The organism is Longicatena caecimuris, from assembly GCF_004341945.1.
GTDB classification, from domain to species: domain Bacteria; phylum Bacillota_I; class Bacilli_A; order Erysipelotrichales; family Erysipelotrichaceae; genus Longicatena; species Longicatena caecimuris.
Genome location: NZ_SMBP01000009.1, coordinates 1 through 24,999, shown reverse-complemented (window position 1 = coordinate 24,999; position 24,999 = coordinate 1). Strand labels below are relative to the sequence as shown.

Annotated in this window: 42 protein-coding genes and 1 tRNA gene; 4 read left to right on the top strand and 39 right to left on the bottom strand. The window is 34.8% G+C overall.

The window, feature by feature from the left end; genetic code table 11:
• Nucleotide 1: 1 nt before the first annotated feature.
• From EDD61_RS06710 to EDD61_RS06560, 33 genes are all read right to left on the bottom strand, one after another.
• Complete coding sequence (locus tag EDD61_RS06710; RefSeq protein WP_132224699.1) at nt 2-1,786, bottom strand: phage minor capsid protein; 1,785 nt, start codon at nt 1,784-1,786, stop codon at nt 2-4.
• On the bottom strand, nt 1,783-3,321 hold the full coding sequence (locus EDD61_RS06705; RefSeq protein ID WP_132224697.1) for a capsid protein: 1,539 nt from the start codon (nt 3,319-3,321) through the stop codon (nt 1,783-1,785). The genes EDD61_RS06710 and EDD61_RS06705 overlap by 4 nt, the downstream gene beginning before the upstream one ends.
• Nucleotides 3,322-3,338: 17 nt before the next feature.
• Nucleotides 3,339-4,673 carry a terminase gene (locus tag EDD61_RS06700; protein WP_132224695.1) on the bottom strand — a complete coding sequence of 445 codons (1,335 nt, stop codon included), beginning with the start codon at nt 4,671-4,673 and terminating at the stop codon, nt 3,339-3,341.
• Nucleotides 4,670-5,149, bottom strand: a complete 480-nt coding sequence (locus tag EDD61_RS06695) for a stress-induced protein (RefSeq protein WP_132224693.1) — start codon at nt 5,147-5,149, stop codon at nt 4,670-4,672. The genes EDD61_RS06700 and EDD61_RS06695 overlap by 4 nt, the downstream gene beginning before the upstream one ends.
• A 29-nt stretch (nt 5,150-5,178) precedes the next feature.
• Nucleotides 5,179-5,553 carry a hypothetical protein gene (locus EDD61_RS06690; protein ID WP_132224691.1) on the bottom strand — a complete coding sequence of 125 codons (375 nt, stop codon included), beginning with the start codon at nt 5,551-5,553 and terminating at the stop codon, nt 5,179-5,181.
• Nucleotides 5,554-5,697: 144 nt separating this feature from the next.
• A complete protein-coding gene (locus EDD61_RS06685) occupies nt 5,698-6,093 on the bottom strand; it encodes a hypothetical protein (protein ID WP_132224689.1) in 396 nt (131 codons plus the stop codon).
• Complete coding sequence (locus EDD61_RS06680) at nt 6,093-7,133, bottom strand: DUF4417 domain-containing protein (RefSeq protein WP_165877198.1); 1,041 nt, start codon at nt 7,131-7,133, stop codon at nt 6,093-6,095. Before EDD61_RS06680 ends, EDD61_RS06685 begins: the two co-directional genes overlap by 1 nt.
• Before the next feature lie 200 nt (nt 7,134-7,333).
• Complete coding sequence (locus tag EDD61_RS06675; RefSeq protein ID WP_132224685.1) at nt 7,334-7,639, bottom strand: hypothetical protein; 306 nt, start codon at nt 7,637-7,639, stop codon at nt 7,334-7,336.
• A gap of 217 nt (nt 7,640-7,856) precedes the next feature.
• Entirely contained in the window at nt 7,857-8,312 is a 456-nt protein-coding gene (locus EDD61_RS06670; protein WP_132224683.1) for a hypothetical protein, read from the bottom strand.
• Nucleotides 8,309-8,503, bottom strand: coding sequence for a hypothetical protein (locus tag EDD61_RS06665; protein ID WP_132224681.1), 195 nt, complete (start codon nt 8,501-8,503; stop codon nt 8,309-8,311). Before EDD61_RS06665 ends, EDD61_RS06670 begins: the two co-directional genes overlap by 4 nt.
• Nucleotides 8,504-8,547: 44 nt before the next feature.
• Nucleotides 8,548-8,742 carry a hypothetical protein gene (locus EDD61_RS06660; protein WP_132224679.1) on the bottom strand — a complete coding sequence of 65 codons (195 nt, stop codon included), beginning with the start codon at nt 8,740-8,742 and terminating at the stop codon, nt 8,548-8,550.
• 234 nt (nt 8,743-8,976) lie between these two features.
• On the bottom strand, nt 8,977-9,240 hold the full coding sequence (locus tag EDD61_RS06655; RefSeq protein WP_132224677.1) for a hypothetical protein: 264 nt from the start codon (nt 9,238-9,240) through the stop codon (nt 8,977-8,979).
• Between the two features lie 156 nt (nt 9,241-9,396).
• Nucleotides 9,397-9,543: a hypothetical protein gene (locus tag EDD61_RS13800; RefSeq protein WP_008686791.1), complete on the bottom strand. Its 147-nt coding sequence runs from the start codon at nt 9,541-9,543 to the stop codon at nt 9,397-9,399.
• A complete protein-coding gene (locus EDD61_RS06650; protein ID WP_017144509.1) occupies nt 9,536-9,742 on the bottom strand; it encodes a hypothetical protein in 207 nt (68 codons plus the stop codon). Before EDD61_RS06650 ends, EDD61_RS13800 begins: the two co-directional genes overlap by 8 nt.
• 61 nt (nt 9,743-9,803) lie before the next feature.
• Nucleotides 9,804-10,154 carry a hypothetical protein gene (locus tag EDD61_RS06645; protein ID WP_207900996.1) on the bottom strand — a complete coding sequence of 117 codons (351 nt, stop codon included), beginning with the start codon at nt 10,152-10,154 and terminating at the stop codon, nt 9,804-9,806.
• Nucleotides 10,155-10,165: 11 nt separating this feature from the next.
• Nucleotides 10,166-10,594, bottom strand: a complete 429-nt coding sequence (locus EDD61_RS06640) for a single-stranded DNA-binding protein (protein ID WP_008686786.1) — start codon at nt 10,592-10,594, stop codon at nt 10,166-10,168.
• Nucleotides 10,591-10,860 (bottom strand): DUF3850 domain-containing protein, encoded by a 270-nt coding sequence (locus EDD61_RS06635; protein ID WP_008686784.1) that lies wholly within the window; start codon nt 10,858-10,860, stop codon nt 10,591-10,593. Before EDD61_RS06635 ends, EDD61_RS06640 begins: the two co-directional genes overlap by 4 nt.
• Nucleotides 10,861-10,908: 48 nt before the next feature.
• A complete protein-coding gene (locus EDD61_RS06630) occupies nt 10,909-11,202 on the bottom strand; it encodes a hypothetical protein (RefSeq protein WP_008686782.1) in 294 nt (97 codons plus the stop codon).
• Nucleotides 11,203-11,204: 2 nt separating this feature from the next.
• Nucleotides 11,205-11,675, bottom strand: coding sequence for a class I SAM-dependent methyltransferase (locus EDD61_RS06625; RefSeq protein WP_132224675.1), 471 nt, complete (start codon nt 11,673-11,675; stop codon nt 11,205-11,207).
• On the bottom strand, nt 11,668-11,940 hold the full coding sequence (locus EDD61_RS06620; protein WP_132224673.1) for a DUF4406 domain-containing protein: 273 nt from the start codon (nt 11,938-11,940) through the stop codon (nt 11,668-11,670). The genes EDD61_RS06625 and EDD61_RS06620 overlap by 8 nt, the downstream gene beginning before the upstream one ends.
• A 77-nt stretch (nt 11,941-12,017) precedes the next feature.
• Entirely contained in the window at nt 12,018-13,334 is a 1,317-nt protein-coding gene (locus EDD61_RS06615; RefSeq protein ID WP_132224671.1) for a PcfJ domain-containing protein, read from the bottom strand.
• A gap of 9 nt (nt 13,335-13,343) precedes the next feature.
• A complete protein-coding gene (locus EDD61_RS06610; protein WP_132224669.1) occupies nt 13,344-13,757 on the bottom strand; it encodes a PcfK-like family protein in 414 nt (137 codons plus the stop codon).
• 193 nt (nt 13,758-13,950) lie between these two features.
• Nucleotides 13,951-14,151, bottom strand: a complete 201-nt coding sequence (locus tag EDD61_RS06605; RefSeq protein ID WP_132224668.1) for a hypothetical protein — start codon at nt 14,149-14,151, stop codon at nt 13,951-13,953.
• The gene (locus EDD61_RS06600; protein ID WP_132224666.1) at nt 14,148-15,011 is read right to left on the bottom strand and encodes a phage replisome organizer N-terminal domain-containing protein; all 864 of its coding nucleotides are present in this window, start codon (nt 15,009-15,011) and stop codon (nt 14,148-14,150) included. The genes EDD61_RS06605 and EDD61_RS06600 overlap by 4 nt, the downstream gene beginning before the upstream one ends.
• Before the next feature lie 17 nt (nt 15,012-15,028).
• A complete protein-coding gene (locus EDD61_RS13795) occupies nt 15,029-15,193 on the bottom strand; it encodes a hypothetical protein (RefSeq protein WP_165877197.1) in 165 nt (54 codons plus the stop codon).
• Nucleotides 15,194-15,204: 11 nt separating this feature from the next.
• Nucleotides 15,205-15,420 carry a hypothetical protein gene (locus EDD61_RS06595; RefSeq protein ID WP_132224664.1) on the bottom strand — a complete coding sequence of 72 codons (216 nt, stop codon included), beginning with the start codon at nt 15,418-15,420 and terminating at the stop codon, nt 15,205-15,207.
• A 3-nt stretch (nt 15,421-15,423) separates the two neighbouring features.
• Nucleotides 15,424-15,801: a DUF1064 domain-containing protein gene (locus EDD61_RS06590; RefSeq protein WP_132224662.1), complete on the bottom strand. Its 378-nt coding sequence runs from the start codon at nt 15,799-15,801 to the stop codon at nt 15,424-15,426.
• A complete protein-coding gene (locus EDD61_RS06585) occupies nt 15,798-16,319 on the bottom strand; it encodes a NinB/YbcN family protein (protein ID WP_132224660.1) in 522 nt (173 codons plus the stop codon). Before EDD61_RS06585 ends, EDD61_RS06590 begins: the two co-directional genes overlap by 4 nt.
• A 288-nt stretch (nt 16,320-16,607) precedes the next feature.
• On the bottom strand, nt 16,608-17,282 hold the full coding sequence (locus EDD61_RS06575) for an ERF family protein (protein ID WP_132224656.1): 675 nt from the start codon (nt 17,280-17,282) through the stop codon (nt 16,608-16,610).
• The gene (locus EDD61_RS06570) at nt 17,275-17,727 is read right to left on the bottom strand and encodes a DUF1351 domain-containing protein (RefSeq protein ID WP_132224655.1); all 453 of its coding nucleotides are present in this window, start codon (nt 17,725-17,727) and stop codon (nt 17,275-17,277) included. Before EDD61_RS06570 ends, EDD61_RS06575 begins: the two co-directional genes overlap by 8 nt.
• The gene (locus tag EDD61_RS06565; RefSeq protein ID WP_132224653.1) at nt 17,728-17,973 is read right to left on the bottom strand and encodes a hypothetical protein; all 246 of its coding nucleotides are present in this window, start codon (nt 17,971-17,973) and stop codon (nt 17,728-17,730) included. It lies immediately after the preceding gene.
• The gene (locus EDD61_RS14175; RefSeq protein ID WP_257524866.1) at nt 17,957-18,085 is read right to left on the bottom strand and encodes a hypothetical protein; all 129 of its coding nucleotides are present in this window, start codon (nt 18,083-18,085) and stop codon (nt 17,957-17,959) included. Before EDD61_RS14175 ends, EDD61_RS06565 begins: the two co-directional genes overlap by 17 nt.
• A 111-nt stretch (nt 18,086-18,196) precedes the next feature.
• A complete protein-coding gene (locus tag EDD61_RS06560; protein WP_132224651.1) occupies nt 18,197-18,874 on the bottom strand; it encodes a Rha family transcriptional regulator in 678 nt (225 codons plus the stop codon).
• A 61-nt stretch (nt 18,875-18,935) separates the two neighbouring features.
• Here EDD61_RS06560 and EDD61_RS06555 point away from each other — a divergent pair, with 61 nt between their 5' ends.
• Nucleotides 18,936-19,334, top strand: coding sequence for a DUF2513 domain-containing protein (locus EDD61_RS06555; RefSeq protein ID WP_132224649.1), 399 nt, complete (start codon nt 18,936-18,938; stop codon nt 19,332-19,334).
• A gap of 242 nt (nt 19,335-19,576) precedes the next feature.
• Here EDD61_RS06555 and EDD61_RS06545 read toward each other — a convergent pair whose 3' ends face one another.
• The 3 genes from EDD61_RS06545 to EDD61_RS06535 are packed head-to-tail and all read right to left on the bottom strand — an operon-like array spanning nt 19,577 to nt 20,297.
• Nucleotides 19,577-19,876 (bottom strand): hypothetical protein, encoded by a 300-nt coding sequence (locus EDD61_RS06545; protein ID WP_132224647.1) that lies wholly within the window; start codon nt 19,874-19,876, stop codon nt 19,577-19,579.
• A gap of 4 nt (nt 19,877-19,880) precedes the next feature.
• The gene (locus tag EDD61_RS06540) at nt 19,881-20,090 is read right to left on the bottom strand and encodes a hypothetical protein (RefSeq protein ID WP_132224645.1); all 210 of its coding nucleotides are present in this window, start codon (nt 20,088-20,090) and stop codon (nt 19,881-19,883) included.
• Between the two features lie 15 nt (nt 20,091-20,105).
• Nucleotides 20,106-20,297 (bottom strand): helix-turn-helix domain-containing protein, encoded by a 192-nt coding sequence (locus EDD61_RS06535; RefSeq protein ID WP_243642697.1) that lies wholly within the window; start codon nt 20,295-20,297, stop codon nt 20,106-20,108.
• 192 nt (nt 20,298-20,489) lie between these two features.
• Between EDD61_RS06535 and EDD61_RS06530 the strand changes: the two genes are divergently transcribed.
• The 3 genes from EDD61_RS06530 (at nt 20,490) to EDD61_RS06520 (ending at nt 23,254) form a co-directional block, all read left to right on the top strand.
• On the top strand, nt 20,490-21,110 hold the full coding sequence (locus tag EDD61_RS06530) for a helix-turn-helix domain-containing protein (RefSeq protein ID WP_132224641.1): 621 nt from the start codon (nt 20,490-20,492) through the stop codon (nt 21,108-21,110).
• Between the two features lie 33 nt (nt 21,111-21,143).
• Nucleotides 21,144-22,019, top strand: coding sequence for an SHOCT domain-containing protein (locus EDD61_RS06525; RefSeq protein WP_132224639.1), 876 nt, complete (start codon nt 21,144-21,146; stop codon nt 22,017-22,019).
• 107 nt (nt 22,020-22,126) lie between these two features.
• Entirely contained in the window at nt 22,127-23,254 is a 1,128-nt protein-coding gene (locus EDD61_RS06520) for a tyrosine-type recombinase/integrase (RefSeq protein ID WP_132224637.1), read from the top strand.
• Between the two features lie 73 nt (nt 23,255-23,327).
• On the opposite strand, the gene EDD61_RS06515 is transcribed toward EDD61_RS06520, so the two are convergent.
• From EDD61_RS06515 to EDD61_RS06505, 3 genes are all read right to left on the bottom strand, one after another.
• Nucleotides 23,328-23,401: transfer RNA gene (locus tag EDD61_RS06515), tRNA-Thr, on the bottom strand.
• A gap of 165 nt (nt 23,402-23,566) precedes the next feature.
• The gene (locus EDD61_RS06510) at nt 23,567-24,136 is read right to left on the bottom strand and encodes a Maf family protein (protein WP_132224635.1); all 570 of its coding nucleotides are present in this window, start codon (nt 24,134-24,136) and stop codon (nt 23,567-23,569) included.
• Entirely contained in the window at nt 24,126-24,860 is a 735-nt protein-coding gene (locus EDD61_RS06505; RefSeq protein WP_132224633.1) for a TIGR01906 family membrane protein, read from the bottom strand. Before EDD61_RS06505 ends, EDD61_RS06510 begins: the two co-directional genes overlap by 11 nt.
• Between the last annotated feature and the right edge of the window lie 139 nt (nt 24,861-24,999).

The window sequence follows — 24,999 nt, the reverse complement described above, 5'->3', positions numbered from 1 at the left end:
ATTATTTCAACCTCTCTTTCAATAATTCCATAAATATAAATTTAGCCTGAGTATCTGAGTAATCAGAAAACGCTTCTGCAAAAAACTCCCCATTATTCGTCATAGATTTGTTTTTGGCATATGAGCTAAAATATCTTGCAACATTTTCATCCGTATCTGCAACGCCTAATCTTTTCAATGTTTCTTTTCTAAGCTCTGTTGCAAGTTCATTTTTCTCAAGGTCATCTATAAGTTTTTGCAAAGGCATATCACCATATGGTTTGCCATACTCAAGATGATTCTTCTGTACATAATAATCATAGTTCAGTACATGCCCCATCTCATGTCTGACTATTCCCTCTATGCCAGGCTTCTTGGTCCATTTATATTGACTGTACATCTTTTTTGTCAAGGTAGATGCATTTTCTGGTGTAAGGTTTTTATTGATGCCTAGAGTTATTTTTATGCCTTGGCTGTTGATGTCTAATTCAGCAACTGCGGTACCTTTTTCAACTAACCTTACTTCGCTGACAACACCTTTCATATGGGGGTAATCTTCATAAATCTTTGACAACACTTTATCTACTTCTAGTATAGTACGTTCATCTGCACCTTTCAACGAGGATTCGTCAAAATTTTGTAGTTTAGATGATATCTTACTATCTGTACCATAAATTTTTTCACGTCTACTTTGACGCTTAAATTCAGGATGTTTATTTAAGAAGTCACGCATTTCTTTTTGTGCAAGTCTTAATCTTGCTCTTGCTTTTTTTCTATTGCTTTCATCAACGGTACCTTCGAGGATACGCTTACGTTTTCGTATCTCACGCTCTAACTGACGTTGATGTTGCTCATTGTTGTAATTTTCTAAGGCTTTTTTATCATCTTGTGGTTGTGGAAGAGGTGTAATACCTTCAAAATAAGTTGCTAGCGTATGCCTACAATTGGGGTGCAATAGCCCTGCTTTAATAGCATCAGACAGCAACTTATACTTATTCTTGTATTTTGCTATATACTTGTCGCTAGGATGACTAAATACATCATCAATGAGCACTTGTCCTTGCCAAGGTAAACATAGCCTACAAGAGTTTGCATGAGCTGATACAAACACAAGATGCACACCTAGTTCATCACGCTTTGAACCTTCGCCAAGTAACGTCGCTCTATGGCTCGCTGTACGCAATGCCATTTCAGCATAATCCGCGATATTAACGTAGCGTATGATGTGCCCGGTCTTATCCTTATATCCTATACAGTTAATACCTTGCTCTAAAAACTTTTCAACTGTGTTGTCTATTGCCTTTCCTAATGATAAAGCCCCGCTAGACAGCTGAAACTCTGTTTTAAATATCGTCTGCCGGTACACATCATCCATCTTACGATATACTGCATGATTGGCGTTATCAAAGTCTTTTTTTGATGTTTCAATCAATGCATCCAACTTTTTCTTGTTAGTACCGAAAAACTGTGTTTCTTTTGGTGGCTTTTGATTCGGTGCCGCTGTATTTTTGCCTTCCTTTGGTATATTTAAGGTAGATTTATACCCTCTATCATAAAAATGGTTTAATACATCCTCTATGGCTTGTTTGATACGTGCTTTAAATATGTATATGATATTACTATTTTCCATCTGATACTGATGTATACTTCTTAGCTTTGCCTTTTGCCACATTTCCCAGCTAAACCCAGCTGCGTGCTCTTCCATTTTATGTTTCAAAAAATTTCTACGTAAGGATGCAATCAATTCTAGTTCCATCTCTTTATATATTTCTCTCAAAGAGTATGGATCCTTTTCTTTCTTACTCACCTATAATCATCCCCAGCTGGTACATCACCATTAAGTTCATCAAATTCATTTATTGTTGGCTCTTGTGTTTCCATCACACCATTTTCAACACGTAATCGTTTAACTTCTTCAGCTTTCCAACCATCATCTTTGCTATCACCGTACATTTCGTCCACAGATGCCTCAATAGACATAATGACCTTGCCTGGTCTTGCTTTTGCCACTGTTTCAACGGTCGCTTCAAATGACGGACTCGCATATTCACCAAAATTTACGGTTACATCAACATCATCACCGCTTGATTGCTTAGTATATTCATCGTATGCTTTAATCACACAATTAACAAGAGTTGGTAAGGTCTTTTGAATAGCCTCAATGATGATATTCCGTGTATACAGTGTTGTCTTTTCTTTTTCTCGCTGTGCTTCTGCATTATCCATCTTTTTGGTATCAATACCTAGTGTCGATGGCGATATAATACCTTGCAAACACAGATCTAGGAAGGAAATATATGATTGTAAGTAGTTTTCCGATGGTATGATAGGCTGTGTCACATCAATCTGATTTTTGCCTTTTTCCTGCATGTTTCCTTCAACCATCAAGAAACGGTCATCATATTGATTAAACTGTAACATTTGACCTGTTTCAGGATCTCTAGGAATCAGTGCGTCAGGAATGTATTGCTTTGTCCTTGCCGCTCTCACTGCATCAGCCCATTGACTAATAATCTCGTCAAGACCATCAAATGATGATGTCTTTTTGTCAAAGATACTTTCCCCTCTGTTTTCCCATTTAGTACTGTCTTTGATTTTAAACGGTATGGCCATCGCAAAGCGACCCATGACTTCATTTTCCCCGTTTTCATCCGGCAATTTATAGCCGGCGAAGGCAACGTCAATAAGTTTAGCGGTTTGAGGTATCATGTCTAATGGCAATGGATCATTTTGTCCCCACTCTGTTAAAACATTCTTTATATACCCCTTACCGTAGTGTTCATATAATACATAACGTTTCTGTGCATGTTTATATTCAGTCTTGAACACGCACTCGACAAAGCGTCCTCTCTCATATACGATTTCTACTTTATCACCAGGCACAAACTCAATGATGGGGTATTTTGATAACTTAGTATCAAAAGATATTTTAAAAGCACCATCACCAATGGACAGTGCTTCTTTAATTGCCTTACGCAATATCTCGTCAAATTTGTTATCTTTACTTATCTCGTCCCAATCTAATTGCCGGCTTGCTACATCAATACCGTTAAGATCGCGTATCACGATATCAGTAAGAACTTGAACCATCAATGAAGGTAAACCGGAGTGTATCTTACGTATCTTAATACGTGGACTAGCTGCCCAAAAGTATGAATTATCACGTGGCAGCTGTTTATAGAACTCATCCAGTTCCTCTGGATCGCCGCGCATCCATATCCTATTTTTGATTGCATTTGACTCAAAGTTAAAAGTTTCATTAAGATAATAGATGTTTTTCTGTGCCGGTGTAATGTCCAGCCATGCTCTTATCACGTTCTTTGCTTTATCATTTAGTTTCATTACCTCACTCCTTCCTATTATTGTGTTTTGATATACTTCACAAATGGCAACCATCCATACTGGCTAGCATTTATCGTGTGGTCATTTCGATCTTCTGGTTCATACTTATCTTCCTGCCAGCTGTATACCTCCAGTTCTCTGATGTGATTTATACAGTGTTCTACCACTAGGTAATCACCAAAATATATCCATTGCTGTTGCATGTGAATACGGTCAATGATCGTCGTTTCTTTCCATGCGTCATTAAATGTATAAATACATGGATGCGTACGTTTGTATTTATACAGTTCTGTCAATGTCGCCTGGTCTGCACTATCTATAAACACATTTTTAGCAAAACCCCATGTTTTACGGTTTCTATCGAGGAAATCAAGCAAACGCTTTACGACATCACTTGGGGCTAATGGTATGCTCAAGTCAGCATTGTTATAAACTTCTTCATCAAGCACAATGACTTTCCCGCATGTTGTGATACCCAAAAACAACAATGCGATTGTATCAGGACTATTAGCAGAATAAGATGTATCCACGCTTGCGCTAAAATACCGATACGTATATTTCTTAGCATCGGCTTTTGATATGACATTCTTTTTTCTGTCGAAATTAGGAAACACAAGCCCTGTGGCACGTCCACGTAAGCCAAGTATCTTATTTTTATACATTTTTGTTCCTGGTGCCACTGCTTTTTTCTTACGTTCTATCACTTCCTGCGACAGTGCCGCATTATCGTTAAAGTTAAAGTACCAATGTACCCATCCTTTCTCTGCTGGCTGATTGAGCATGTCTAGCAGTTCTTCCGGATAATCTTTGCGATATCTTTTCAACGGTCTCGCTCTGTTAAGAAATTCATCGTATACGGGAAGAGATGGGTCGTCTGGGTTTGATGTTGTCATCATGTAAACACAACGGTGCGATATCTCACGAAGGAACTCCATATCAGCAATGTTTACCTCATCCACATACACACATCCTACCTGACCACCTAGAACCTTTTGCCATCGCTTTTTGTTATCATATCCGCATATGTAAATGATTTTGATTCCTTTGTTTGTCTGATATTCAATATGAGGCAGTCTGATTTTACGTTTACCAGATGGATAATACTCAGCGACACCATCAAACTGATCTAACAACATTCGCTCACCGTTTATGACGTTCTTTTCCACTGTGCCTAAATCAGCACCAGCTATTACGTGAAACCTTATATCACTATTTGCAACCTTACACATGAATTTAAAGATGCCAACTGTTGTTTTACCACAAGCAGTCACACCCTCTAGAAATTCTCGCTCTGTATCTAAACGAAGGAAATCTTTGAACTTAGGTGATAATAGTAACATTGGTTGTGTCATACCTCTTCATCTCCTAGCGGTTGCATTTGATCCACAATACCAGTGATAGCGTCCATTTTCGATTGCACAACGTCTTCTCCGGTATCATTTTCTTTGTTGGCTTGCTGCTCTTCCAGTTTAAGACGCTTCTTCTCAATTTTGGTTTTCTCACGTTCTGCTTCTGTCATTGCAATGTTACCAGTGATAGATGCTATAAACTTCATTGCTTCGATATTTCCACTCATAGCCTTTTGCATAGCTGCTACCATTAGTAGCATTTGATTGTCAGCATCTTCCGGATCAATACTAAACTGCTTTTCTAGTTTATTTTTAGTTTCATCACTTACTGGCATTGATAAGAGTAAGTTCATAGCCTGCTTCATAGTCTTTTTACGCCGTCTAGCAGCTCCCGATGCCTTACCACCTTTTGATGTCAATTTTCTTTGTTCACTCTTTGTTCGCTCAGACATTGGTATTAAGTTCTGTTCATTGGCCATTCACCTCACTCCTTTAACATTTAAGCTTTTTACATACCTCTTCCAAACCAATGATTAACATCTTTATTAAGCCTTTTTTGCGCTCTTTCGTATGTCTGAGATGTTACTTCCCATTCTTTTCTTCCCTTTAGTTTTGGCTTTGGTGTAGATTTTGGTTTGTTGTTCGCTTTCTTATCATCTATTTCATTCATTTCCTTTTTTAATGCTCTGTATTTTCTTTGATAATCATAGTATTTCTTAGATTTACTTTGTTTATCTGCTCCTGTATAAGCGGGTGTTGCATATTGTGCATATTCACGCATTTTATTACTAACATTTTCGATTTGCTTCTGCAAACTCTTTGTTGTTGAATTGTTGCTTTTATAAGAAATGGATTTGCTGCTACTTGCTCCACGTCCTCCCATGATTTCACTTCCTTTTATGTATAAAAAAAGCAACCAAACTTAATTGATTGCATGTTATTGATAATTAGATAGAGTTCATGAGTTGCACATGAATCTCAGTATAACCTTTCGGTATAACCTGCGTTTTCCTTCTTAAACTAATCTCTATCTATTTCTATTATGCCACGTTTTGATAACTCTTCCAATCATCTTTATCTCTTTTGGAGATGGATTTGATGTTCCATGTTCATAATGTAAATAACCTTTATGTGTATGTGGTATAACGTATTTACCTTTTATCTTATGTGGCTTACCAACTATATCTATCTGTTTGTTACGTTTTCCTACATTATCATAATATGTAATTGACTTTGGCATGTTATCTTTACCTAACGTAACATACACTCTTCCTTTTGTCATTGTTTCCATTGGAGCGTTTATTGATGTGCTTTCATTTTGCTTAATAAACTTTATATTTCCAGATTGATATGATGTATTGTATTCAGTTCCATACTTCTTGCCACTTTTAGAAATACCACTACTTGCTCCTCTACCGCCCATTAAGTCACTTCCTTTGTTGCTTTCATTCTTTCAGTTACTTTATTATCATAATATCTTACTTTGATATCACCGTAATCATAATCAAGCTTACCACCATACACTAATATTACTGACGGTTTAATGTGTTCTATCATTGCATCCATTCCCGCTTTCCAAACACTTAAAGCATATGGATTTTGTTTTACTCCAATAGTAGATACAGTTACAATGCTTTCTTCTGGTATTCCATCAAATGCGAATGAAAATGTTTCTTCTTCAGCCCATGAAACTGTAGGTATTACTTTTATGCCGTTACGTTGCCAGTAATTTCCTAACATACGGCTTCTATATACATTCCATATCTTCATAGCCATTGGCATATCCATATACAGCGAAAAATCAGGACTAAAAACACATTGATATTCACGCATCACATCAAGATATTTATCAGGATCATTCCACAATCTTTCAAATTGATAGTCATCTACATACATGTGTATACCAACTTCTTTATTATCGCTCGATAACATATAATTCATACCTAATAGATCATCCGGTATTACATTATCGTTTTTAATGATTGGCATTTGAAAGAATCCAGCTGCATCATTTTCATCAAACAACTCTAGATTATATGCCTTATTTGTTCTTTCGCGTTCGTTTTCCTTATTTTCTTGTTCTTCGTCTTCTTCAAGAAAAGATAAGTCAAATCCAAAGTCTGACATATCTATATTTTGAATGCTTATCAATTCATCATTCAAAATATCACAATCGAATCCGCTACTTAATGTAGTTTGATTGTGTACTAATGTATACGCTTTACGTTGTTCATCTGTTAACTGATCAAGCTTAATACAAGGCACTTCTTTCATGCCTATAAGTTTTGCAGCTTCATATCTTCCGTGACCTTCAACAATTGTATCGTGCCATATGCCGATAGGATCATTGAATCCAAAACTTTCTATACTGTTTGCTATTTCCTGTATTTGCTTTGATGTATGTATTTTTGCGTTTTTATCGTAAGGCTTCAAAAATTCAAGTGGTATATATTCAATTTCCATTTTTATCTCCATGATGCCTTTAACCATTCGCATGCCTTAATGCATCCCGGTCTTTTTTTGGGGCAATTCAAACAGACAATGCTATTCACTTCCATATTTCTTCCTCCTATTTCTATACCAATGCTGCCATATTAAATAAGCGCCACACAGATGTTTGCATGGCACTTTGTTTATACATTTCTTGTCACTACAAGGGCATTTCATTCTTCATACCTCCAGCAATCACCTTTGTTTAACAACTGAAACTCTTTTTCATCAATATCATAAACACTTTCTTTGCATTCATCGTTTACACATTTCTGTATTTTAATTAACCATCTTTCTTCATGATAGATGGGTGTCATTGTTATTACAGTTGATTTACCTACTATGTGTGTTACTGGTATTATCGATGTATATGCCTTCTTATGCTGCTTTTCGATTATGATTCCTTCTGATACTGAATGCCCACAACCACATAAGAAAAAAAGCAATATGATAATTGCTACTTGTTTGATATATTTCATTATTATCATTCCTTTCTAGATAAAAGAAAAGCACCTAACTAAATAGATGCTTAATTTCCTTTTTTTTATTTGTGTGGCGCTTTTGTTAGCCCGGTGAAGTGCCTAAACACCAATTGCAAAGGGGATGGTGTGGTGGGGAACGATGTTTTATTGCCTTTCCTCCGAACTTCCACATTACCATTATAGCATGTCAAATCACGTCACGTAGTGGACAATTTCACAAAATATTGCTATTTCTAGAGCAAATTTGACTAATAGCTCGTTCCGCATATTTTTTTACAGTATCTTCTTCTATCTTTAATTCGTTACCCACCTGTTTAGCGTTTTTGCACCGACGTTTCATGACATATTCTTTTGTTACATCATAATACTTACCATTTAACACACTGATTAATCTATCTATTTTATCGAGTTTTTGTTCAAATTCTTTTTGCTTTTCTTCTAATTCAAAAAGTTTATCCGAATAACGTTGTTGAGGGCTTTTTCCATCTGACCATCCATCAGGCATTTGTATGATACTTCCACCAGTAGAGCACCCTAATGACATACATTCTTTTTCTAGTTCATGCCATTTATACAAATATAAATAATAACTCTTCAACTCTCCTTTTACATAGTCTTTCAAACTTTCATCTACATCAATTAATGGCGGATATTCTTCTCTCCAGTTCATTTAATTCTCCACAATCCATTTTCCAAATTTTCGTAAAGTCCTTCCACAACCCCATCGTAGATTATTCTTCCAGCGCTCGTTATTCTGTATGCTTTTACTTGACGATTGCTATGATCAGCCTTGTACATACCAATCAATCCAACAACTTCAAAATATTGATTTTCTTGCATTTTTTTAAAATTCTTTTTCATTTCCTGCACCACTCTTTCCAAGTATAAAAATGGTAATGCCCATATTATTGACCTTCTTTCTTTTTTTTCTTGAATAATTCATCCTCTATTTTTTTAGCAAACTCCACCCCAATACTTAATTTTATGGTTAGCGCACCGATGTCTTTGTATAGTTCATCATTTATACATTTTTCTAAAACATCGTCTATAACCTTTTCATAATCATTTTTGGTAATTTTTATTGTGGTTTGTGATTTCATTTCCTACCTTCTTCCAATATTCATAGTCAAGCGGTTTTTCATCTCTACCGCCCCTCGCACATCCCATTATGACTGCGCCAACAATCAAACCTAGCATCACGCATAATATATAACCTACCATTTTATTACCACCTTCATCTTTTGTTTTTTTCTCTGTCTTCTTTATCTTTTATTAGATATGCAAGTAATATAAAAAGTATATTAAGTATTATAAATATTAGTATTAACATCATGTCATTTTGCATTTTCTATTACCTCTCTTAAGTAATTAAATGGATTATTCTCATCTTTTGCGATTTCGTCTTTATAATAACAATCATAACAATCGTGTATCCACGCTAAAGCATTTTTAACCTTAGTATCTTTTAATTTAGACAACATTTCAAATTCTTTAGCATGAGAATTTTTATTTCCCCACGAGTATCTGTTCATCATGAGAAAAGCATCGTATTCATTCTGTAAGTTATTTACCGATTTTAATAATTCTTCTTTATTCATCTTCATCACTCCAATCTATGGCTTGCCCACATCTGTTACAACAAATGTTTTCATATGGGTGGTTCTTTTCCGTTACTCTTGATAATTGTATATCACGACAATTAGGGCAAACATATTTGATATATGGTTTTTCTCCTTCCTTTTCGTAGTGTTTAGCTAGTATTTTTTAGGTGTTTCCTTATCAACTAATTCTTGCAAGGTATCAATCCATCCATAAAAATCTTCATCAGTTTCTATTCGCGTGCCCGTGATATTTTCAATATTTTCTTTTAAACCATCTAATGCTTCTTGATATTTATTCATTTATTTCTCCCTTTCCGCTAATAGCACACTCTGTGCATGCAGCTTTATCTACCATACCTGCTTTTTTCGCCCATCTTAATTGAGGAGTTTCCCAACATTCATGGCCGCACACCGGGCATATTGTCTTTACCCATTGCTTGTTCGAAGGCTTTGGAATATTCTTCACCAATGGCATACAGGCCGTTCCTAATTTATTCATTTTCTTCACCCCAATCTAATGCTTCTTGATATTTTTTCACCTTGTATCTATCTCCTTTGTGCTAATATATCCTTTCTTCGCACATCAAATTCAATACCTCTTTAGTATTAGTATAATAAATCTTAATATCGGTAGTGTAACATCCATTCTGTTCCGAATAACATGGAACAAAAAACATGTTATTTGGATTACCGAATCTGAATCCTGAACCTTTATTGTAATCATCAGAACCTTTTACTACCTCAAATACAAGGTTCTCGTCAAATTCAGTTTCCATCGCAAGCGTATCCTCTAAAGAATTAAAATCAGCAAAGTTGTATTCACAACATTCTTGTACGTGATCATATGTAATTTTATTGCCATTGCTAAACACTATAGCTTCATCTGTAACCTGTATTATTTTCATTTTCATCTTTTCCTCCTTTAAAATGGTAAATCATCCTCTTGCAATCTAAAATCACTTTCATTGGCATCATGTTCAGTGCCTTGATTACCTGCATCATAACTTGGTGTATTAGCAGCTGTTCCGTTCGTTCCTTTAGGTTCTAAGAACTGTACTGCATCCGCAACCACTTCCGTTACATATACTCGTTTGCCGCTTTGGTCGTCAAAGCTGCGTGTCTGTATCCTTCCTTCTACACCAACTAAGCTGCCTTTGTGCGTGTACTGTGCTGTGTTGTCTGCAACTTTATTCCAACATACACAGTTGATAAAATCAGCTGTAGGCTGTCCTTCTGCTTTCACTCTGCGATCACATGCTACTGTAAAGGATGTAACACTGGCACCTGATTGTGTTTTGCGTAATACAGGATCTTTCGTCATGCGGCCGACTAAAATGACACGATTGATCATATTTTGTATTCCTTTCTTAAGTTTTTATTAAAACACCTTCCAGACAACATCACATATCCAGGCTGTAAATAAGTATCATCAGCAAATACATCATCAACTGTCTGTAATATTTCTACACCGGTATATTTGTCATCACACCATTCTCTTAATCGCAACAGATCTCCAACTTCAAATTCACGATCATTTTTTCTGATTTCCCAAGGTTTGATACCAATAATTTTCTTTTTCATATGTTTAGGTTCAATTTTTAAATCATGTATTTTCATTCTTCATCACTCTCTTTCATTGCTTCGTCTTTACTAATTTTCTCGAACTCATATCCACACACCACATTGTTCTTCTTTGTTTAATTCTTTAAATTTAAAATACAATGTGTCTTTACTTCCAGTAACTACCAATCCGCGTCCAACTCTAGCACCAATACCGCCCATACCACTTAATTCGTATTTCCATTGAAAAGGTTTTTGCCATGAATGCTTTTTAGGTTTGTCGTTTGATCTATACTCCCAGCTATTTTTATATTTGCTGATAATACTTTCTAAATTATGATAGATATATCGCAATTCATTTTCTGTCACATCATCTTTGCAATTTATTTGAATATTCATTTTTATTCACTCTCTTTCATAAATACAAACCAATATGTCTTATTTCCTTTACCTCTGTCACCAAATATAGGATTTTGACCTATTGCATCAAATAATTCTTTTTGCTTTATATCCGTTTCATTCCATTTGAATACTAATGTTCCGTATGGTTTTAACACTCTCATACATTCATCAAAACCTTGTTTCAAATATGGCTTCCATTCTTTTGGAAGTTTCCCATATTTTTTTGCCAACCATGATTTATCGCCAACTTTTACAAGATGCGGTGGATCAAACACAACCATGTCATATGTATTTTCAGGAACAGGAAGGCATCTAAAATCCCATTTTGTATCTGGTTCTATCTTGAGCATCCTTCCATCACAAAGCGGTTCTTCTAATTTTCTGATGTCATTGAAGTGCACAAGGGGATTATTTTTATTGAAGTAAAACATTCTACTTCCACAACATACGTCTAAGATGTGTTTATTCATAAATAATCCTCAATCCAACCGTTTTGGCATATAGCCATTCAAGCATTGCTCCTTCACTTTCTGCCCAACCATGTATCATATAAATGGCATCGCATTGCATGAGTTGCTTCAGCCCTTCGTCTATGTACCATTTGTATTCGTTTCCTTCCGGCTTAACTGGATTGATTGCATCAAAACCTAGCGATTGTAATTGTTTTTCTGCATTTTTAAACTGTTCTTTATACCTTGGGTTATTGGTTAAGCTACCTGCTATATATATTTTCATTGTTTTAGCTCACTTTCTTATAACGAAACCTTAATTGGTTGCAATCCTACAACGAAACCTTATTGGGTTGCGTTCTTTTACCATCCATTTAATCTAAACTTGTTTTCCCATTTACGAACAAAATTGGATATATCTTTATCGGGAACTCCATTATGTGGTGCACGTACTTGTATAACTTTTTTATTCCGTACCTCTATTGTTGCTAGAGGTTGAGAAGGATTTTCATTATTTCTAACAGAATAAATAATGCAATTTCCTCTCGCCACTCTTTCTGCGTAACTTCCAACACAGTGATGCATTTGTTTTCCTTCTTTGATTAAATCATCAGGTGTTGTTAATACTACAATTTTATATGTATCATCACTTATGCATAATTTAGAAGCCTTTTTAGTCATCTCCAACATCATTTTGGCTAGTTCTTTTGATTTTTTTGTTTTAATCCTATTTGATAATTCTTCGTGCATCGCTCCAAAATCTTCAGGAAATAGATATTTATTTTCATCAGGTAATCCTAACTCTTCTTTCATTCGCATATGATCAGCATACATATCAATGTCAATATCTTGAGCTGTTAAATATCTAATTAACTTGGCACTAAATTCTAATTGACATTTACTTTTTTTAAAATCATATGCCTTTTTTGCCTCTTTCACCGAAAATTTATATTTCAAACATTGTTCTCTTACTTTTCGGTATGCTCTTAAATTGATTCCTGCCTGTAAATAATGTAATTCTTGTTTCGTTATTCCAAGCATTGCAATGCCTTTTTTACTCCAACGAATTGGTGTTAAATCATATGTTAAGTGAGATAGTCCCATTTTTAACAGCATCTCTAATTGAGGGTGTTTTTCATATTTCAGTAAGTATTCAAACATGTGATTATATTCTTTGTCTTCTGTCGGAAAAAGATTATATGCGCAGTATTTATGGATACTCTTGTTTAAATACTTAAAAGGATCATTATATTCATAGAAGCTGATTATATCTCGTCCACTCCAGTTATCGCGTATTCCATACAACTGATAGCTATTAATATTAGACATCATCCAACCCTTTTCATCTTCTCCTGTCCACACCTTAAATCCCACGAACGTACTATTATATACACGCTGTGTGATTTTAATACTCATTCCTGCTACTTGCCTTTGAACTTCAAACAACACTCGCGTAATTTTTTTATATTTCATTTTTTCTTCAAAATAGAACACTCTGGACAATAGCCTTTTATGCCATAAGCTGTATACGACTATATAATTTGCATTTACAATTCTTGCTTTTTTGCTTGCATAATCATCCTCATATGTCCAAAATCGCTTAAATGTGTCAACTGTATATGTCCGTAACTTCGCTGCTTTTAAAAGTTCTATTTCTTTGTATTCTTTTTTCTTTTCCATGATACACCTCTAAAATAAGCTAATTTGACCTTCCACAGGGTCTGTTTTCTTTTTGCGGGTATTTGTTACTTTTTCTTTCTTTGATAGCTTAGGAGTGTCTGATGGCTGTGTCTTGATGATTTTAGGTTGCTCTTGTTCGTGTGATATCACTTTGGTAATATTGGTAGTCTTTATTTTGATATCATCCTCATCGTAATAATGCACTGCCCATCCGAATACAGTATCATCATCTATACATGCACAATTACTTTTTGCTTGTTTTTTTGCTTCATTAATGATGTATTGGAAACATTCATTTAGCGATTTATTTTCTTTATGCAAAATTTTTTCAAAAGATGGATCAGATTTTGCTCTTTCTTCAAGATATTTTCCAATACGTATAACAGCCGGATTCTTTTCCTTTATCAATTCTTCCGCAAACATCATTTCACCTCCAATTTACATCCTACTGATATCAATGATGCTAATAGTATATCGGCAGGCATGTATGATCTACCACTCAGATAATTGCACATAGTTACATAACTACAACCAACCATCTTAGATAATGTTCTAGTAGATATATCATTCTTATCTTTCTTTTGGATGATAATATCTATTACCTGATTATAGGTAGTCATGATAAGTCATGCAGCGTAAATATATCTTTCAACGCTGTTTCGACCTCATCCGGCATTTCTTCTGGTGCAAGCATGTAATTGATCATTTCTTGCTCGCATACATGTGCTGTTTTATTTACTTCTTTTGTTAATTCGCTCAATGTGATACCTTGCGCTTTCATGCGCTTACACATGAGCTCATACGTTCTTTGTTTCATTGCTGCTCTCCTTTCAGCTTTTCCATCATGGATCTTATTTTATCGTCATCTACCATGCAGCTTATTCCTGTTTCCACATAATCTTGATTCTCATACCATTCGGGTAATGTCTTTGGCTTTGATACATATTGATGTCCTTTATCCTGTTCTCTAGATAGCCACCCGTTTATAAATCTAGATATACCTCTACGTGTTTTTCTTTTCTGTGGATTCGCATTAAGCCATCCTTTCATCTTTCTCAACTCTTGCACTACGTCTACGGCTGGATATAACTCTTGCCATTCATGCACCTGTATTCTATCTACACCGTATTCGCTTTTGTCATTAAGAGTCAGCGTTATGATTGGGGATTCCTGCGTCGTGTCAGAGGTTTTAGCTCTGACAGAAGTATTATTTATATCTTTATGTATATCTATCTCTATATCTATATCTCCGTTGCATTTTGTTGCATCGTGTTGCAACAGTGTTGCGTTTGTGTTGCATTGCAACGATTTCGATGTCCTACTCTTTCTTGACCGTATGGTGCTAGCTGTTTCTGAACCAATTGCATTTATGGTTTCCGGTAGAGAAAATTCATCATCTTTTCCTTCGATTAGCAAACCTTGTTGAGTTAAATACATAACAGTCATTTGAATATCTTCTTCTTTCTCATCAATGTTCAATGCCAACTCATTTACAAAATCATCTTCAATTCCTTCATACACCAATTTTCCGCCATTCTGTAAGCTTAATAATTGCATCTTTAGATAAATGATTGTATAAGTATCACCACCAGCCATACGTCTTAATTTTTTGATACGTGGCTGCTTAAAGAAGTTCTCCTTTAACTGCAACCAGTAATAGCGTTTGTTTTCTGCCAAATTACCACCTCAATCTGTTAATTTTCCGTTACAAAAATCTCACTTTTGCTGTTGTCAATCTCAATGCGAGTTTCATTCGTACCAGCACTCGCGTTGCTTATTTCAATGCTTATCGTATACTCTTTGAGCAAATTTTCTGGCACACATTGCTCTACGATATTTTTCATTTCTTCCCACTTCATGTCTACACCTCCTACAATTCTGCAAACTCCTTTTTCTTCCACTCTAATTCAGCTATTAATATTTCCCGTAACATCGCATCAATTTCCTCTGTTGTGTAATGACCGCGATCGTTATGATAGCCATTCTCACCATTCCAAATATAAAATATTTTGCTCTCTAGCATTCTCTTAATCTTACGGATTTCTCCGTCCAATTCCATCGCCTTGTCTAAAGTTCTCTTATCCATATTTCACGTCTCCTTTATATAGATGTCGTATTTTTCTGCCATCATTCGCTTTTTTAGTCGGTATACGGGAGTTTTTACACCCTTAGCATCCTCCACTACCAGTTGACCGTTTCGGTCGTTATACGTAAAGTCTGCTATGTATCTAATCGGCATACCATAATTGCTCTTTGGTATCAACTCAAACGGTACCTGCAAGCGGAGATTGGTTATTTCCCCTGCCTGCTCTAGTAACCATAATTCTCGATAACGTGATGCCTCATGCTTGCTGTCAAATGTGATGCCATCTATCTCTGTTTTAACAGCTCCATATTTGCTCTTTCTAGGCTTTATGGGCGGTGTTTGTGTTGATACATACTTGCGTCCGTTTGGATAGTTAATCATACTAACATGTCACGATAATAAACTGTATCTATGCCTAATTGCTCGGCATACCATAGGGTTTTATCTATCAACTTTCCCATCTCTTCTTTGTTCATTTTGCTAGAGCCTATAAACACCTTGCACCGTGCCCATCTGGTACCGTTCTCGCGGTTTTCATAACCGAGTACCTGTAATGCCCTCACCTCTTGTTTTAGTGTTTCTAATGCATCTGCAAGGCATGTAATGTACTCAAACTTAGCGTTAGCTAGTGACAGCAATATGCAATACATTTCCCAATCATCATTACTAGATGCGTTTGGGTTCTGTGTTATCTCATGGATCAGCGCCCAAAGATAATTATTTTGATTGATGCTGCGTTTGTTTTTGACCTCAGCAATCTCTAAGGTGTATGGCTTTTTTTGTAAGTCTTGGCAGTATCGTTTGTAATGATAGTTAGAAACTTCAAACGTTACTTCAAGGTTTCCATCCTCATTGATTGCTTTGCGTAGATAATTAGCTACTATCTTTGTTTTTGCCATAAAAACCTCATAAATAATTACGATGAAATACCATCATAAACATATCGTGTCCATATAATGCCTCAAATCGTTCTTGACACTCTCTCTTTAGACGTAAGTCCAAATCTTTATCGAAATGTACACCATAATCTGACATGTTATGATATTCAGCTGTTAAGTAAACCCAACATCCCCATTTTTCAGACTTCTTACGGTTTGCTGTGCCATAAAATATATGATGCTTATGCAGGTTTATACGGGAGTGCGTAATATAGCACTCCTTATCAGTTTGCATTATTGATTTAACCATTATCCTTTACCACCAGTTAGTGTTGCAATCATTTCTCGATATGTATTTACTAATGATTTTAAATCATCAATATCAAGCTTTTCTAAATCTTGTGTGATAACTTCGGCTTTTGCACAAATATATTTATCTGTCTTAGGGTTATGCACATCTTTTCCTAATTCTTTAAGTTTTGTTCTTAACTTACTCCACTCAGCACTTAGATCATTTAAAGTTTCTTCTTTACTTTTTTGTGATCTAGCATCAACTGCATTATTTTCTAATTTATCGGGTTCTGTAATTTCATATGCAATCATATATAAATACCTACGTTGATATGTTTCTACTGCTCCTAAATTTTGAATTTCATGACACGCAGGAAGTTTTGCTCCGGCCATAGGTGATGTTATTACGATTTTATCTTCTTCATCATCCAGATTTATGATAGTTAGATATGCCAACTCTCTATCAAATGATACAATAGTAAAAATTCCTAAATCTTTATTTATTTCATTTATTTTTGGTATTATGTCACTTAATTCAAAATAATTGTATTTAGAGTGGTCATTCTTGCCTGACTGTTTCAAATCAGATAAAAGTAAGCGTGCTTCTATCATTTTTTTGTTTAAAGATAAGTTATTAAAACTTTCTTTAGTTTTCTCGCCGCCTACAATATCTTGTATTGACACTTTATCCATTCAGTTCAACCTCCGTTACTTTAATACCGTTAAATTCTGCAGCCGCAATCATTTCAGATATGTAATTGCTATCGCCCTCAAACAGATAACAAACTTTTACAGGAACACTTACTTTCTTTGGTTCAGACTTGGGATGTGGTTTCACTTGCTCCCATAGTGGTGTTCTGATACTTTCGATACGGTCTGTTCGCTTCTTTAGCTCTGTTCTAAACGCTTTGATTTCAGCAGTGGCTTCCTTTTCCGTTTTGATCCCTGCGTCTGACAAGGCTTTTTTGACCTTGTTGAGTTCAGCGCAGATTGATTTGATATCTTTCTTGTTTTCGTCAGTAGCAAACAGATTCTTATAGCGTTTTTCAAGCTCATCAATCTCTAAATCGGTTTTCGTAAAATCACAGTCGCATTTTGCTGGCACGACTAATGTTGTAGGTTTTGTTAATTCGTTCATTTATTTTCCCTCCTTATTTAAATGCTTGATGTATCCAGTCAATGCCTTTAACTTTTCATTTGCCATTTTTTCATCTAGATAAATGATATATGATTCAATGGCGACTTTATTATTTGTCCATCCATTTAAATGAATATCTACCCAAATCGATTGCACGTGAGGTGAATACTTAACAAAAATATCATGTTTCTTACATTCGTATGCAACTTGCATAAGCTCTCCTAATAATTCAGCTGTTGTTTTCATCTTCTATCCTTTCTCTCCACTCTTGCTCATCATGGAGTGCTTTGATATCTGCTAATTCTTCTAGCGTCAAGTCTTCGTCGTTGTAATACTCATCCGGTCCTTTAGCTGGCATAATGTCACCTTAGCGTGAAGTACAGCTCTACTGCTCCTATATAAGCTAGTAGCAGTACGATCATTCGCCACGCTATGCCATAGGTGATTTGTAGCCATAATTTAAATCTCTTCATGATGATTCCTCATTTAATTTCTTGATTTCTATTTTTTGGTCGAAATCAGGATACCAATTAGAGATAAATTCGACTGCTTCATCATATTTAATGAAGGGTATTTCTGCACGTTGAGAAATACTGAATTTCTCAAACACTTTATGATTCAGACTTGAATATAATTTCTTGCTTACTTTTTTATATGCCTGTGTATCTTTACCACCGCATGCTTTAATGACTAATTCATTAATCATTTTTGTTAATTCTTTCTTTTGTAAAGGACTTATGTATTTTGTTTCCTCTAACGCTTTAATACGTTCATCATGTTGCACTAACTTTTTATCCTGCATGATTATTGCTTGAAGTTCCGGAGAAATTCCATTCAACAATGTTTGTTCCATTTCTTCAAAACGTTTAACATATAAAGCGGTGAATATTGTTCCTTTTGCTCCGGTTAGCTTATTGGCTATCATGTCACAACCTTTTTTGGTAATGTTGTAACATGGGCGCTCTTGGTGATTTGCATCATAGTATGTGCTTTCAATGAAGAAATCGCCGTGGGGAATTTCACCCTCGGCTAAATAATTGATATATTGACGAATTGTTTTTAATAATTCGTTATGTTGCCTTTCAATCATCTCTGCTACTTCCATACTGGTAATAGTATTTTGATGATTAAACTTTTGTAATTCCATTTGTTATCTCCTTTCAGATAGATATGTGATATGATTATGTAATAAAGAAAGGGTAGATAAAATGAAATTAAATCCTGATTGCGTTCGTTCTGTATTGCTATATTTAGAAGAAAATCAACTTATGGATGATAAAGGACTGATAAATCCTATTTATTCATCAAAATTGCCTGATAAACTTACCAAATACAAAAAATCTGATGTGTTATATAGCATTAAACAATTAGATGAATATGGCTATATAGAAACACGCCAATTTGATACTGTTAATTATTCTTCTGCTATTTTAGACATTACTCCATATGGTCATGAATTTTTAAAAAATATCCACAATGATACAACATGGAATAAAACTAAAGAAATAGCCAAACAAGTTGGTTCTACTTCTTTAAATGCCTTAGCAAACATAGCTTCATCTGTTGTCGCCAGTCTTATTACTGCCGCCATACAAAGTCAATTGTGATTCTATTGCTTTTTTTGCAGAATCGTCCACAATTATTTTAATTTCATCATAGTTTTTTAATAATATTTGTTTGTTAGAAAAATTCCCTCCCGATAAGCAAATGATGCGCGTTATCAATACAGGTAATTCAACATTTAACAAATATTCTTTTTCTTGAGCATAATTCTTCATATCTTTACTCCCTTGCTTTTTACCGTTGATTCCCTTATAATTTATATGAACTTATATATAAGGGTTCGACGTTAGACACTCACTTGTTTTCCAGACGACGGAGTGTCTTTTATTTTGCGTTCTTGATTTGCCATGCGTGTGATATCACTCTCATTTATTCCAGTAAGTTGTAATAGATGCTTGTAATATATCTTGCCTTCTAGGTTTGTCTTACCTTCATCAATGCATTTTTGCCTGCACGCCTCAAATAAACTATTTGCTTTTTTATTGCCCCAATGCATGAAGTTTCTAACATCTGTTTTTGTTAAATAAATCTTATGCAATATCATTTCGCGCTCGATATTGATATCGTTTCGATATTTTTGCCTCATGTTTTCAACTCCTTATGTTGCATTCATAAAACGGTTGTATCATAAAACGGTTGTATTCTTTATCGTTTTGATAATCGCTTGTAAAATTACCATCAATTTCAATCACGATTTTTGTACCTTCATAATCTGTTTTACTTGCAACAGATATAACATCTTTTATCTCATTACCATTAACAAACAGCCTGCCATTTTTGTTTAAATATACTTCATTCATAATTTCACTCTCCTTTCATAACAAATCTTTGATATCTACGCCAAAGTAATTGGCTAAGATTTTGAGCTTATCGGCTTTAGGATTGCTACGGCCATTCTTCCAATCGCTCAATGTGGATGTTGGTATGCCTGTATCCTTGGATACTCGATAAGGTGTAATACCTCTATCTTTTATTAAAGCCTCAAACTTTTCGTACAAAACGTTCACCTCCTTTAACTAAACCTATTGTAACTATTACGGAAATGTGATATATTTTATGTGTCAAATAAAAATCTATATCTCATATCGCTTAGTTACCTAGGATTTACTAGGTACGTGTATATACTATCACGCGTATGCTAGTTATGTCAAGGTGTTTTAGCTATGTTTTCCGAGATATTTCAAAAAGTGAGGTAACCTATGTATGAAATATTTGAAAAACTGTTAAAAGAACGTGGTATCACAGCATATCGTGTCTCCAAAGATACTGGCATACCAACATCTTCTTTAACTGATTGGAAGAAAAAAAGAAGCAAACCAAAATTCAAAAACATGAAAATATTAGCTGATTATTTTAACGTACCTATTAGTTATCTATTAGGTGAAGAAAATGAGAAAGTAATTGACAAGCCAGAAAAAAAAGAGCATCAAATACAGATGCCTTTATTTGCCCGCCTATCATGTGGTACAGGTGGTTTTGTGGATGAAGATATTATTGAATATATATCTTTACCGGATACCATCCTAAAACCTAATAAAGAATACTTTGCCAATTACGCAAAAGGTGATAGTATGATAGGTGCAGGAATAAATGACGGCGACTTGTTAGTATTTGAAAAAACTAACGTGCTTGATAACGGCAGTATCGGAGCGTTTTGCATCGATAATGAAGAGGCCGTATGTAAAAGGATTAGAAAATCCGAGCAAGGCTTAATCATGTTATTGCCAGCCAACGAAAAATATGACCCAATTATCGTTGATGTAGAAAATACATGCTTTAGAATAGTTGGCAAATTAGCATTAGTTATTAGTAAAAGGTAAATACGTATTTACATATCAAGGAGGAAGAAAGTTATGGGTATTTTTGATGTAAATGCTAAGCTCAAAAAGAAAGCTGAAAGTGTTGCAAATTTTAAAAATGAAGTAAAAGAAAACGGGCTTGGAACAGTCACTAAAGACAGGGTTAAAGGTGTTAAAAACAGTATTAACGATTCGATCGAAGCTAAAAAAGCTGATGCTGAATTAGCCCAGCAAAAGAAAGAAGAATTTAAAGTTAACCAAGAAGAACTTCGAAAAGTGTTTGTTTCTACTCAAAAAATGGGAGATATTGAAATTGATGAAGTAAATAAACTTCTTAAGTTCAATAATGCTAGTTCGAACATAAAGAAAAACAACGCTATGAAATTACTCGGTAAGGGTGTTTTAGCGATGTACACGTTAGGTGCATCTATCGCGGTTGAAATGGCCTTAAAGCCTGGTGATATAATTTTTAGATATGACGAAATTAGAGATTATAACTTACTTGAAAATGATGTATCAGTGGAAAGTGGAGGATTAGGAAGAGCTATTGCCGGTGATGTTTTAGCCGGACCAGTAGGTGGCTTATTTGGAAGTTTAACAGCAAAGCGAAAAACTAGGAAATCTATAGATATGATGGCATTACAGATTAGTACAACTAACTTCTGTTTTCCAAGTATAATGATTTCATACCTTACTAATGAAACCAAAACAAAAAGCACTAGATACACAAATGCTTTGAGCCAAGCTAGAAATACTATAGCATGCTTGAATTTGATTTTTTCTCAATGTGATAACAGTGAAACTCAGCAGATACAACAAAACAGTAATGATCCTTATGAAGAATTAAAGAAAGCAAAAGAATTGTTAGATATGGGAATCATATCCCAAGAAGAATTTGAAGTTAAAAAGAAACAATTATTAGAATTATAAAAAAAAACACCCACCGGCGGCATCCAGTGAGTGTCTACAGAAAAATGTGACTTGCTGAGTCTACACTTTTTCTGTACCCATTTTACCATAAAAAGGAGGGTATGACAATGGCTGTTAAAAAAGATGAACGAATGGTCAGAAATAAAAAGAATAAAGATAAGATGGTTAAAAAGGTGACATACAAATGCGAAGGAAGTTATGTTGACTTGAATGGTATATCGCACCGTTATCACAAAAGAGGGTTTTCTACAGCAGAAGAAGCAAAAGAATGGGAACATACTTTTTTGCTAAAAGCTAAAACAGAAATTGATAATGATTTAACCTTTTATGATTTGTATGTTTTATATATTAACTCTAAAAAAGATGTTTTAAAAGAAAGATCTTATTATGAGATTACAAAGACATTTGAAAAGCATATCTTGCCCTACTGGAAAGAACTAAAAATTAAATCTATTTCTTTGCGTACGATCGAAATGTTTCAAACAAATTTATTAAAAGAAGAACAATCAAACGGCGAACATTACAGTAATGCAACTTTAAAAAAAATACAAGTGTATTTAAAAGCTGTTTTTAAATATGGTGATAAATACGGTTACACGAAAGACTACAGATTGCATTTATTTGAAAATGTCATGTTCAAAGATCAACACAAAAAAGAGATTAATTTTTGGCAACCATCTGAGTTTAATGAATTTATTAAAGTTGTTGATGAACACATATATGTGGCTTTATTCGATGTTTTATATTGGTGTGGTTTAAGAATCGGTGAAGCATTAGCGTTAAAGTGGAGTGACATTGATATGGATAAAAAGACAATTATAGTAAATAAATCTTACACCAAGCACACGCATCAATTTACGCCTCCAAAAACTCAAAACAGTTACAGAACCGTAATTATGCCAAATCACTGCTTTAATGCGGTATTAGACTTATATCAAAATCAAAAAAAGATTATAGGCTTTGATAATAATAAATTGTTGTTTTATTTTGACAAACCGCTCGACGAAAACTCAATTAGAATAAAAAAAGATAGATGGATAAAAGAAGCTGGGGTTAAACGGATACGCATTCACGATTTGCGCCACTCTCACGTGTCTTTATTGATAAGCCTTGGTTTTAACCCTTTCGACATATCAAAACGTTTAGGGCATACCGTTGAAATGGTAAATAATGTTTATGGACATTGGTTTCAAGATGCTCAATCAAAGATGGTTGATAAACTAAATACATTGTGAATTTACACCAAATTTACACCAAGTAATGAATGAATCATAAAAAAAGCCTTTATTTAAAGGCTTTATTTTTCTATGGTGCCGACACGCAGAATTGAACTGCGCGCTGAGCATTACCATTGCTCTGTATTACCACTATACTATGTCGGCAACTATGTGCTTTATCTCAAAGCTATTATATTATAATAGGCATCGTCAGAATTTTCAACAGGTAAAGCACATTTTTTTCATTTTCTAAAATTACAAGATTGTTTCTTTACATTTCTCAAATCATCTATGCTATGTATAAGATATTCCTATTGCTTATTTTACATCCTACTCATGAAGCAATGGTAGAAGTTCACGATATACTCTGGAAATCGGTAAACCTACCACATTAAAATAATCACCTTCAATGCTTTTTACCAACAGCTTTCCCATTCCCTGAATGCCATAAGCTCCTGCTTTATCATAAGGTTCATCGCTTGCAACATAAGCAGTAAGCAACTCCTCCTCCAAATCATAAAATGTTACCTTCGTTGTTTCATGGAAAAGAATCGTATGCGTTTTACTTAACAAGGCTACGCCTGTTATAACTTCATGTGTCTGATTACTAAGCATTTTTAACATCCGTAAAGCATCTGCTTGATCCTTTGGTTTCCCTAATCTTTCCTCTTTCCATATGACCATCGTATCACAGCCAATGACAACTGCATCTGGATGTTGCGTAAAGATATCACTGGCTTTTTGTAATGCCAATTGCTCGATTGCCTGTGCAGCAGGAAGATGAAGAGGTACAATTTCTTCCTTCTTTGAAGGAATGATTTGAAATGGCAGACCGCTATCTTGCATGAGTTCCTTACGTCTGGGAGAAGCACTTGCCAAAATCAGTTGTTTACGCATCATGAGAAAGCTCCTGTGTTTCCGCTTGATAATGTTTCAACTGATAACGCAAATAGATATAAGCCCCCACAAAACAGCCTATAAAGCCTATCGCAAACATCATGATGATACGGAATACCAACTTACTGAAGAAGGCTGCCGGGAATAAATTGATCATCAGATCTGTACTAGGATTTAATAGCCATAAATCATTACGGAATGCCACATGATGAAATGCTGTCCAGAAAGCATCAAAGTCAACATATGCCCAACCTGCCAGCATGATAAAAAAGATTGCAAATAAAATCGCTGCTTTCATATAATTAATACTTAACACTGTCCATGCACCTTTTTTTAATCGCACAAGTAGATAAATGCAGCTTACCACCAAAATCACAAAAGCCATGTTTCGCAAGATTTGGGCAAAATGATACAGACTTCTAACATCCACCATATGTGCAGCCTCTTTGCTGTTAAAGGCCTCTACCTTACTACCCTGCACGGTAATTTCGACATTGATATTATCACGCTTATCCTGCAAATAATCTAATAATGTATTTGTCGCAAGATTCAAGTCCTTTTGCGTCATGCCTAAATCCTGTGCTGTTTGCAATGTTTTATATTCACTCTTATAGAAATCAGAATCAAAACAATTGATACTGACACTGGTTACCAGTAAAATGATGACCAATGAAATTGCTGCTGCATAGGAGGCAATTGTATTTAATTTATTAAGTACCACGTTCATAAACAACCCTCTTTTTTTAATTTTAGCTATATTATATCGTACCATATTTTAATGAAAAAGCAAACTTGTAATTCCTCACTTCAGTAAGAATGATATAACATTTACTGCTACATGTTATATAACGATAAGTTCTTTTCAT

Bases quoted from the DNA above. Each gene is read 5' to 3' on its own strand.
- EDD61_RS14175 (WP_257524866.1), bottom strand. From the start codon at position 18,085: ATGCCAGCTAAAGGACCGGATGAGTATTACAACGACGAAGACTTGACG.
- EDD61_RS06620 (WP_132224673.1), bottom strand. From the start codon at position 11,940: ATGAAAATATATATAGCAGGTAGCTTAACCAATAACCCAAGGTATAAA.
- EDD61_RS06660 (WP_132224679.1), bottom strand. From the start codon at position 8,742: ATGAAATCACAAACCACAATAAAAATTACCAAAAATGATTATGAAAAG.
- EDD61_RS06635 (WP_008686784.1), bottom strand. From the start codon at position 10,860: ATGAAAATACATGATTTAAAAATTGAACCTAAACATATGAAAAAGAAA.
- EDD61_RS06575 (WP_132224656.1), bottom strand. From the start codon at position 17,282: ATGGATAAAGTGTCAATACAAGATATTGTAGGCGGCGAGAAAACTAAA.
- EDD61_RS06555 (WP_132224649.1), top strand. From the start codon at position 18,936: ATGAAATTAAATCCTGATTGCGTTCGTTCTGTATTGCTATATTTAGAA.
- EDD61_RS06650 (WP_017144509.1), bottom strand. From the start codon at position 9,742: ATGAATAAATTAGGAACGGCCTGTATGCCATTGGTGAAGAATATTCCA.
- EDD61_RS06610 (WP_132224669.1), bottom strand. From the start codon at position 13,757: ATGTTTGCGGAAGAATTGATAAAGGAAAAGAATCCGGCTGTTATACGT.
- EDD61_RS13795 (WP_165877197.1), bottom strand. From the start codon at position 15,193: ATGAAGTGGGAAGAAATGAAAAATATCGTAGAGCAATGTGTGCCAGAA.
- EDD61_RS06625 (WP_132224675.1), bottom strand. From the start codon at position 11,675: ATGAATAAACACATCTTAGACGTATGTTGTGGAAGTAGAATGTTTTAC.
- EDD61_RS06590 (WP_132224662.1), bottom strand. From the start codon at position 15,801: ATGATTAACTATCCAAACGGACGCAAGTATGTATCAACACAAACACCG.
- EDD61_RS06645 (WP_207900996.1), bottom strand. From the start codon at position 10,154: ATGAAAATGAAAATAATACAGGTTACAGATGAAGCTATAGTGTTTAGC.
- EDD61_RS06680 (WP_165877198.1), bottom strand. From the start codon at position 7,133: ATGGAAATTGAATATATACCACTTGAATTTTTGAAGCCTTACGATAAA.
- EDD61_RS06540 (WP_132224645.1), bottom strand. From the start codon at position 20,090: ATGAATGAAGTATATTTAAACAAAAATGGCAGGCTGTTTGTTAATGGT.
- EDD61_RS06605 (WP_132224668.1), bottom strand. From the start codon at position 14,151: ATGAAACAAAGAACGTATGAGCTCATGTGTAAGCGCATGAAAGCGCAA.
- EDD61_RS06530 (WP_132224641.1), top strand. From the start codon at position 20,490: ATGTATGAAATATTTGAAAAACTGTTAAAAGAACGTGGTATCACAGCA.
- EDD61_RS06655 (WP_132224677.1), bottom strand. From the start codon at position 9,240: ATGAATAAAGAAGAATTATTAAAATCGGTAAATAACTTACAGAATGAA.
- EDD61_RS06520 (WP_132224637.1), top strand. From the start codon at position 22,127: ATGGCTGTTAAAAAAGATGAACGAATGGTCAGAAATAAAAAGAATAAA.
- EDD61_RS06565 (WP_132224653.1), bottom strand. From the start codon at position 17,973: ATGAAAACAACAGCTGAATTATTAGGAGAGCTTATGCAAGTTGCATAC.
- EDD61_RS06705 (WP_132224697.1), bottom strand. From the start codon at position 3,321: ATGAAACTAAATGATAAAGCAAAGAACGTGATAAGAGCATGGCTGGAC.
- EDD61_RS06615 (WP_132224671.1), bottom strand. From the start codon at position 13,334: ATGGAAAAGAAAAAAGAATACAAAGAAATAGAACTTTTAAAAGCAGCG.
- EDD61_RS06700 (WP_132224695.1), bottom strand. From the start codon at position 4,673: ATGACACAACCAATGTTACTATTATCACCTAAGTTCAAAGATTTCCTT.
- EDD61_RS06675 (WP_132224685.1), bottom strand. From the start codon at position 7,639: ATGAAATATATCAAACAAGTAGCAATTATCATATTGCTTTTTTTCTTA.
- EDD61_RS06685 (WP_132224689.1), bottom strand. From the start codon at position 6,093: ATGGGCGGTAGAGGAGCAAGTAGTGGTATTTCTAAAAGTGGCAAGAAG.
- EDD61_RS06525 (WP_132224639.1), top strand. From the start codon at position 21,144: ATGGGTATTTTTGATGTAAATGCTAAGCTCAAAAAGAAAGCTGAAAGT.
- EDD61_RS06690 (WP_132224691.1), bottom strand. From the start codon at position 5,553: ATGGGAGGACGTGGAGCAAGTAGCAGCAAATCCATTTCTTATAAAAGC.
- EDD61_RS06585 (WP_132224660.1), bottom strand. From the start codon at position 16,319: ATGGCAAAAACAAAGATAGTAGCTAATTATCTACGCAAAGCAATCAAT.
- EDD61_RS06670 (WP_132224683.1), bottom strand. From the start codon at position 8,312: ATGAACTGGAGAGAAGAATATCCGCCATTAATTGATGTAGATGAAAGT.
- EDD61_RS06510 (WP_132224635.1), bottom strand. From the start codon at position 24,136: ATGATGCGTAAACAACTGATTTTGGCAAGTGCTTCTCCCAGACGTAAG.
- EDD61_RS06595 (WP_132224664.1), bottom strand. From the start codon at position 15,420: ATGGATAAGAGAACTTTAGACAAGGCGATGGAATTGGACGGAGAAATC.
- EDD61_RS06570 (WP_132224655.1), bottom strand. From the start codon at position 17,727: ATGAACGAATTAACAAAACCTACAACATTAGTCGTGCCAGCAAAATGC.
- EDD61_RS06695 (WP_132224693.1), bottom strand. From the start codon at position 5,149: ATGGCCAATGAACAGAACTTAATACCAATGTCTGAGCGAACAAAGAGT.
- EDD61_RS06630 (WP_008686782.1), bottom strand. From the start codon at position 11,202: ATGAATATTCAAATAAATTGCAAAGATGATGTGACAGAAAATGAATTG.
- EDD61_RS06545 (WP_132224647.1), bottom strand. From the start codon at position 19,876: ATGAGGCAAAAATATCGAAACGATATCAATATCGAGCGCGAAATGATA.
- EDD61_RS13800 (WP_008686791.1), bottom strand. From the start codon at position 9,543: ATGAATAAATATCAAGAAGCATTAGATGGTTTAAAAGAAAATATTGAA.
- EDD61_RS06665 (WP_132224681.1), bottom strand. From the start codon at position 8,503: ATGAAAAAGAATTTTAAAAAAATGCAAGAAAATCAATATTTTGAAGTT.
- EDD61_RS06640 (WP_008686786.1), bottom strand. From the start codon at position 10,594: ATGATCAATCGTGTCATTTTAGTCGGCCGCATGACGAAAGATCCTGTA.
- EDD61_RS06505 (WP_132224633.1), bottom strand. From the start codon at position 24,860: ATGAACGTGGTACTTAATAAATTAAATACAATTGCCTCCTATGCAGCA.
- EDD61_RS06560 (WP_132224651.1), bottom strand. From the start codon at position 18,874: ATGGAATTACAAAAGTTTAATCATCAAAATACTATTACCAGTATGGAA.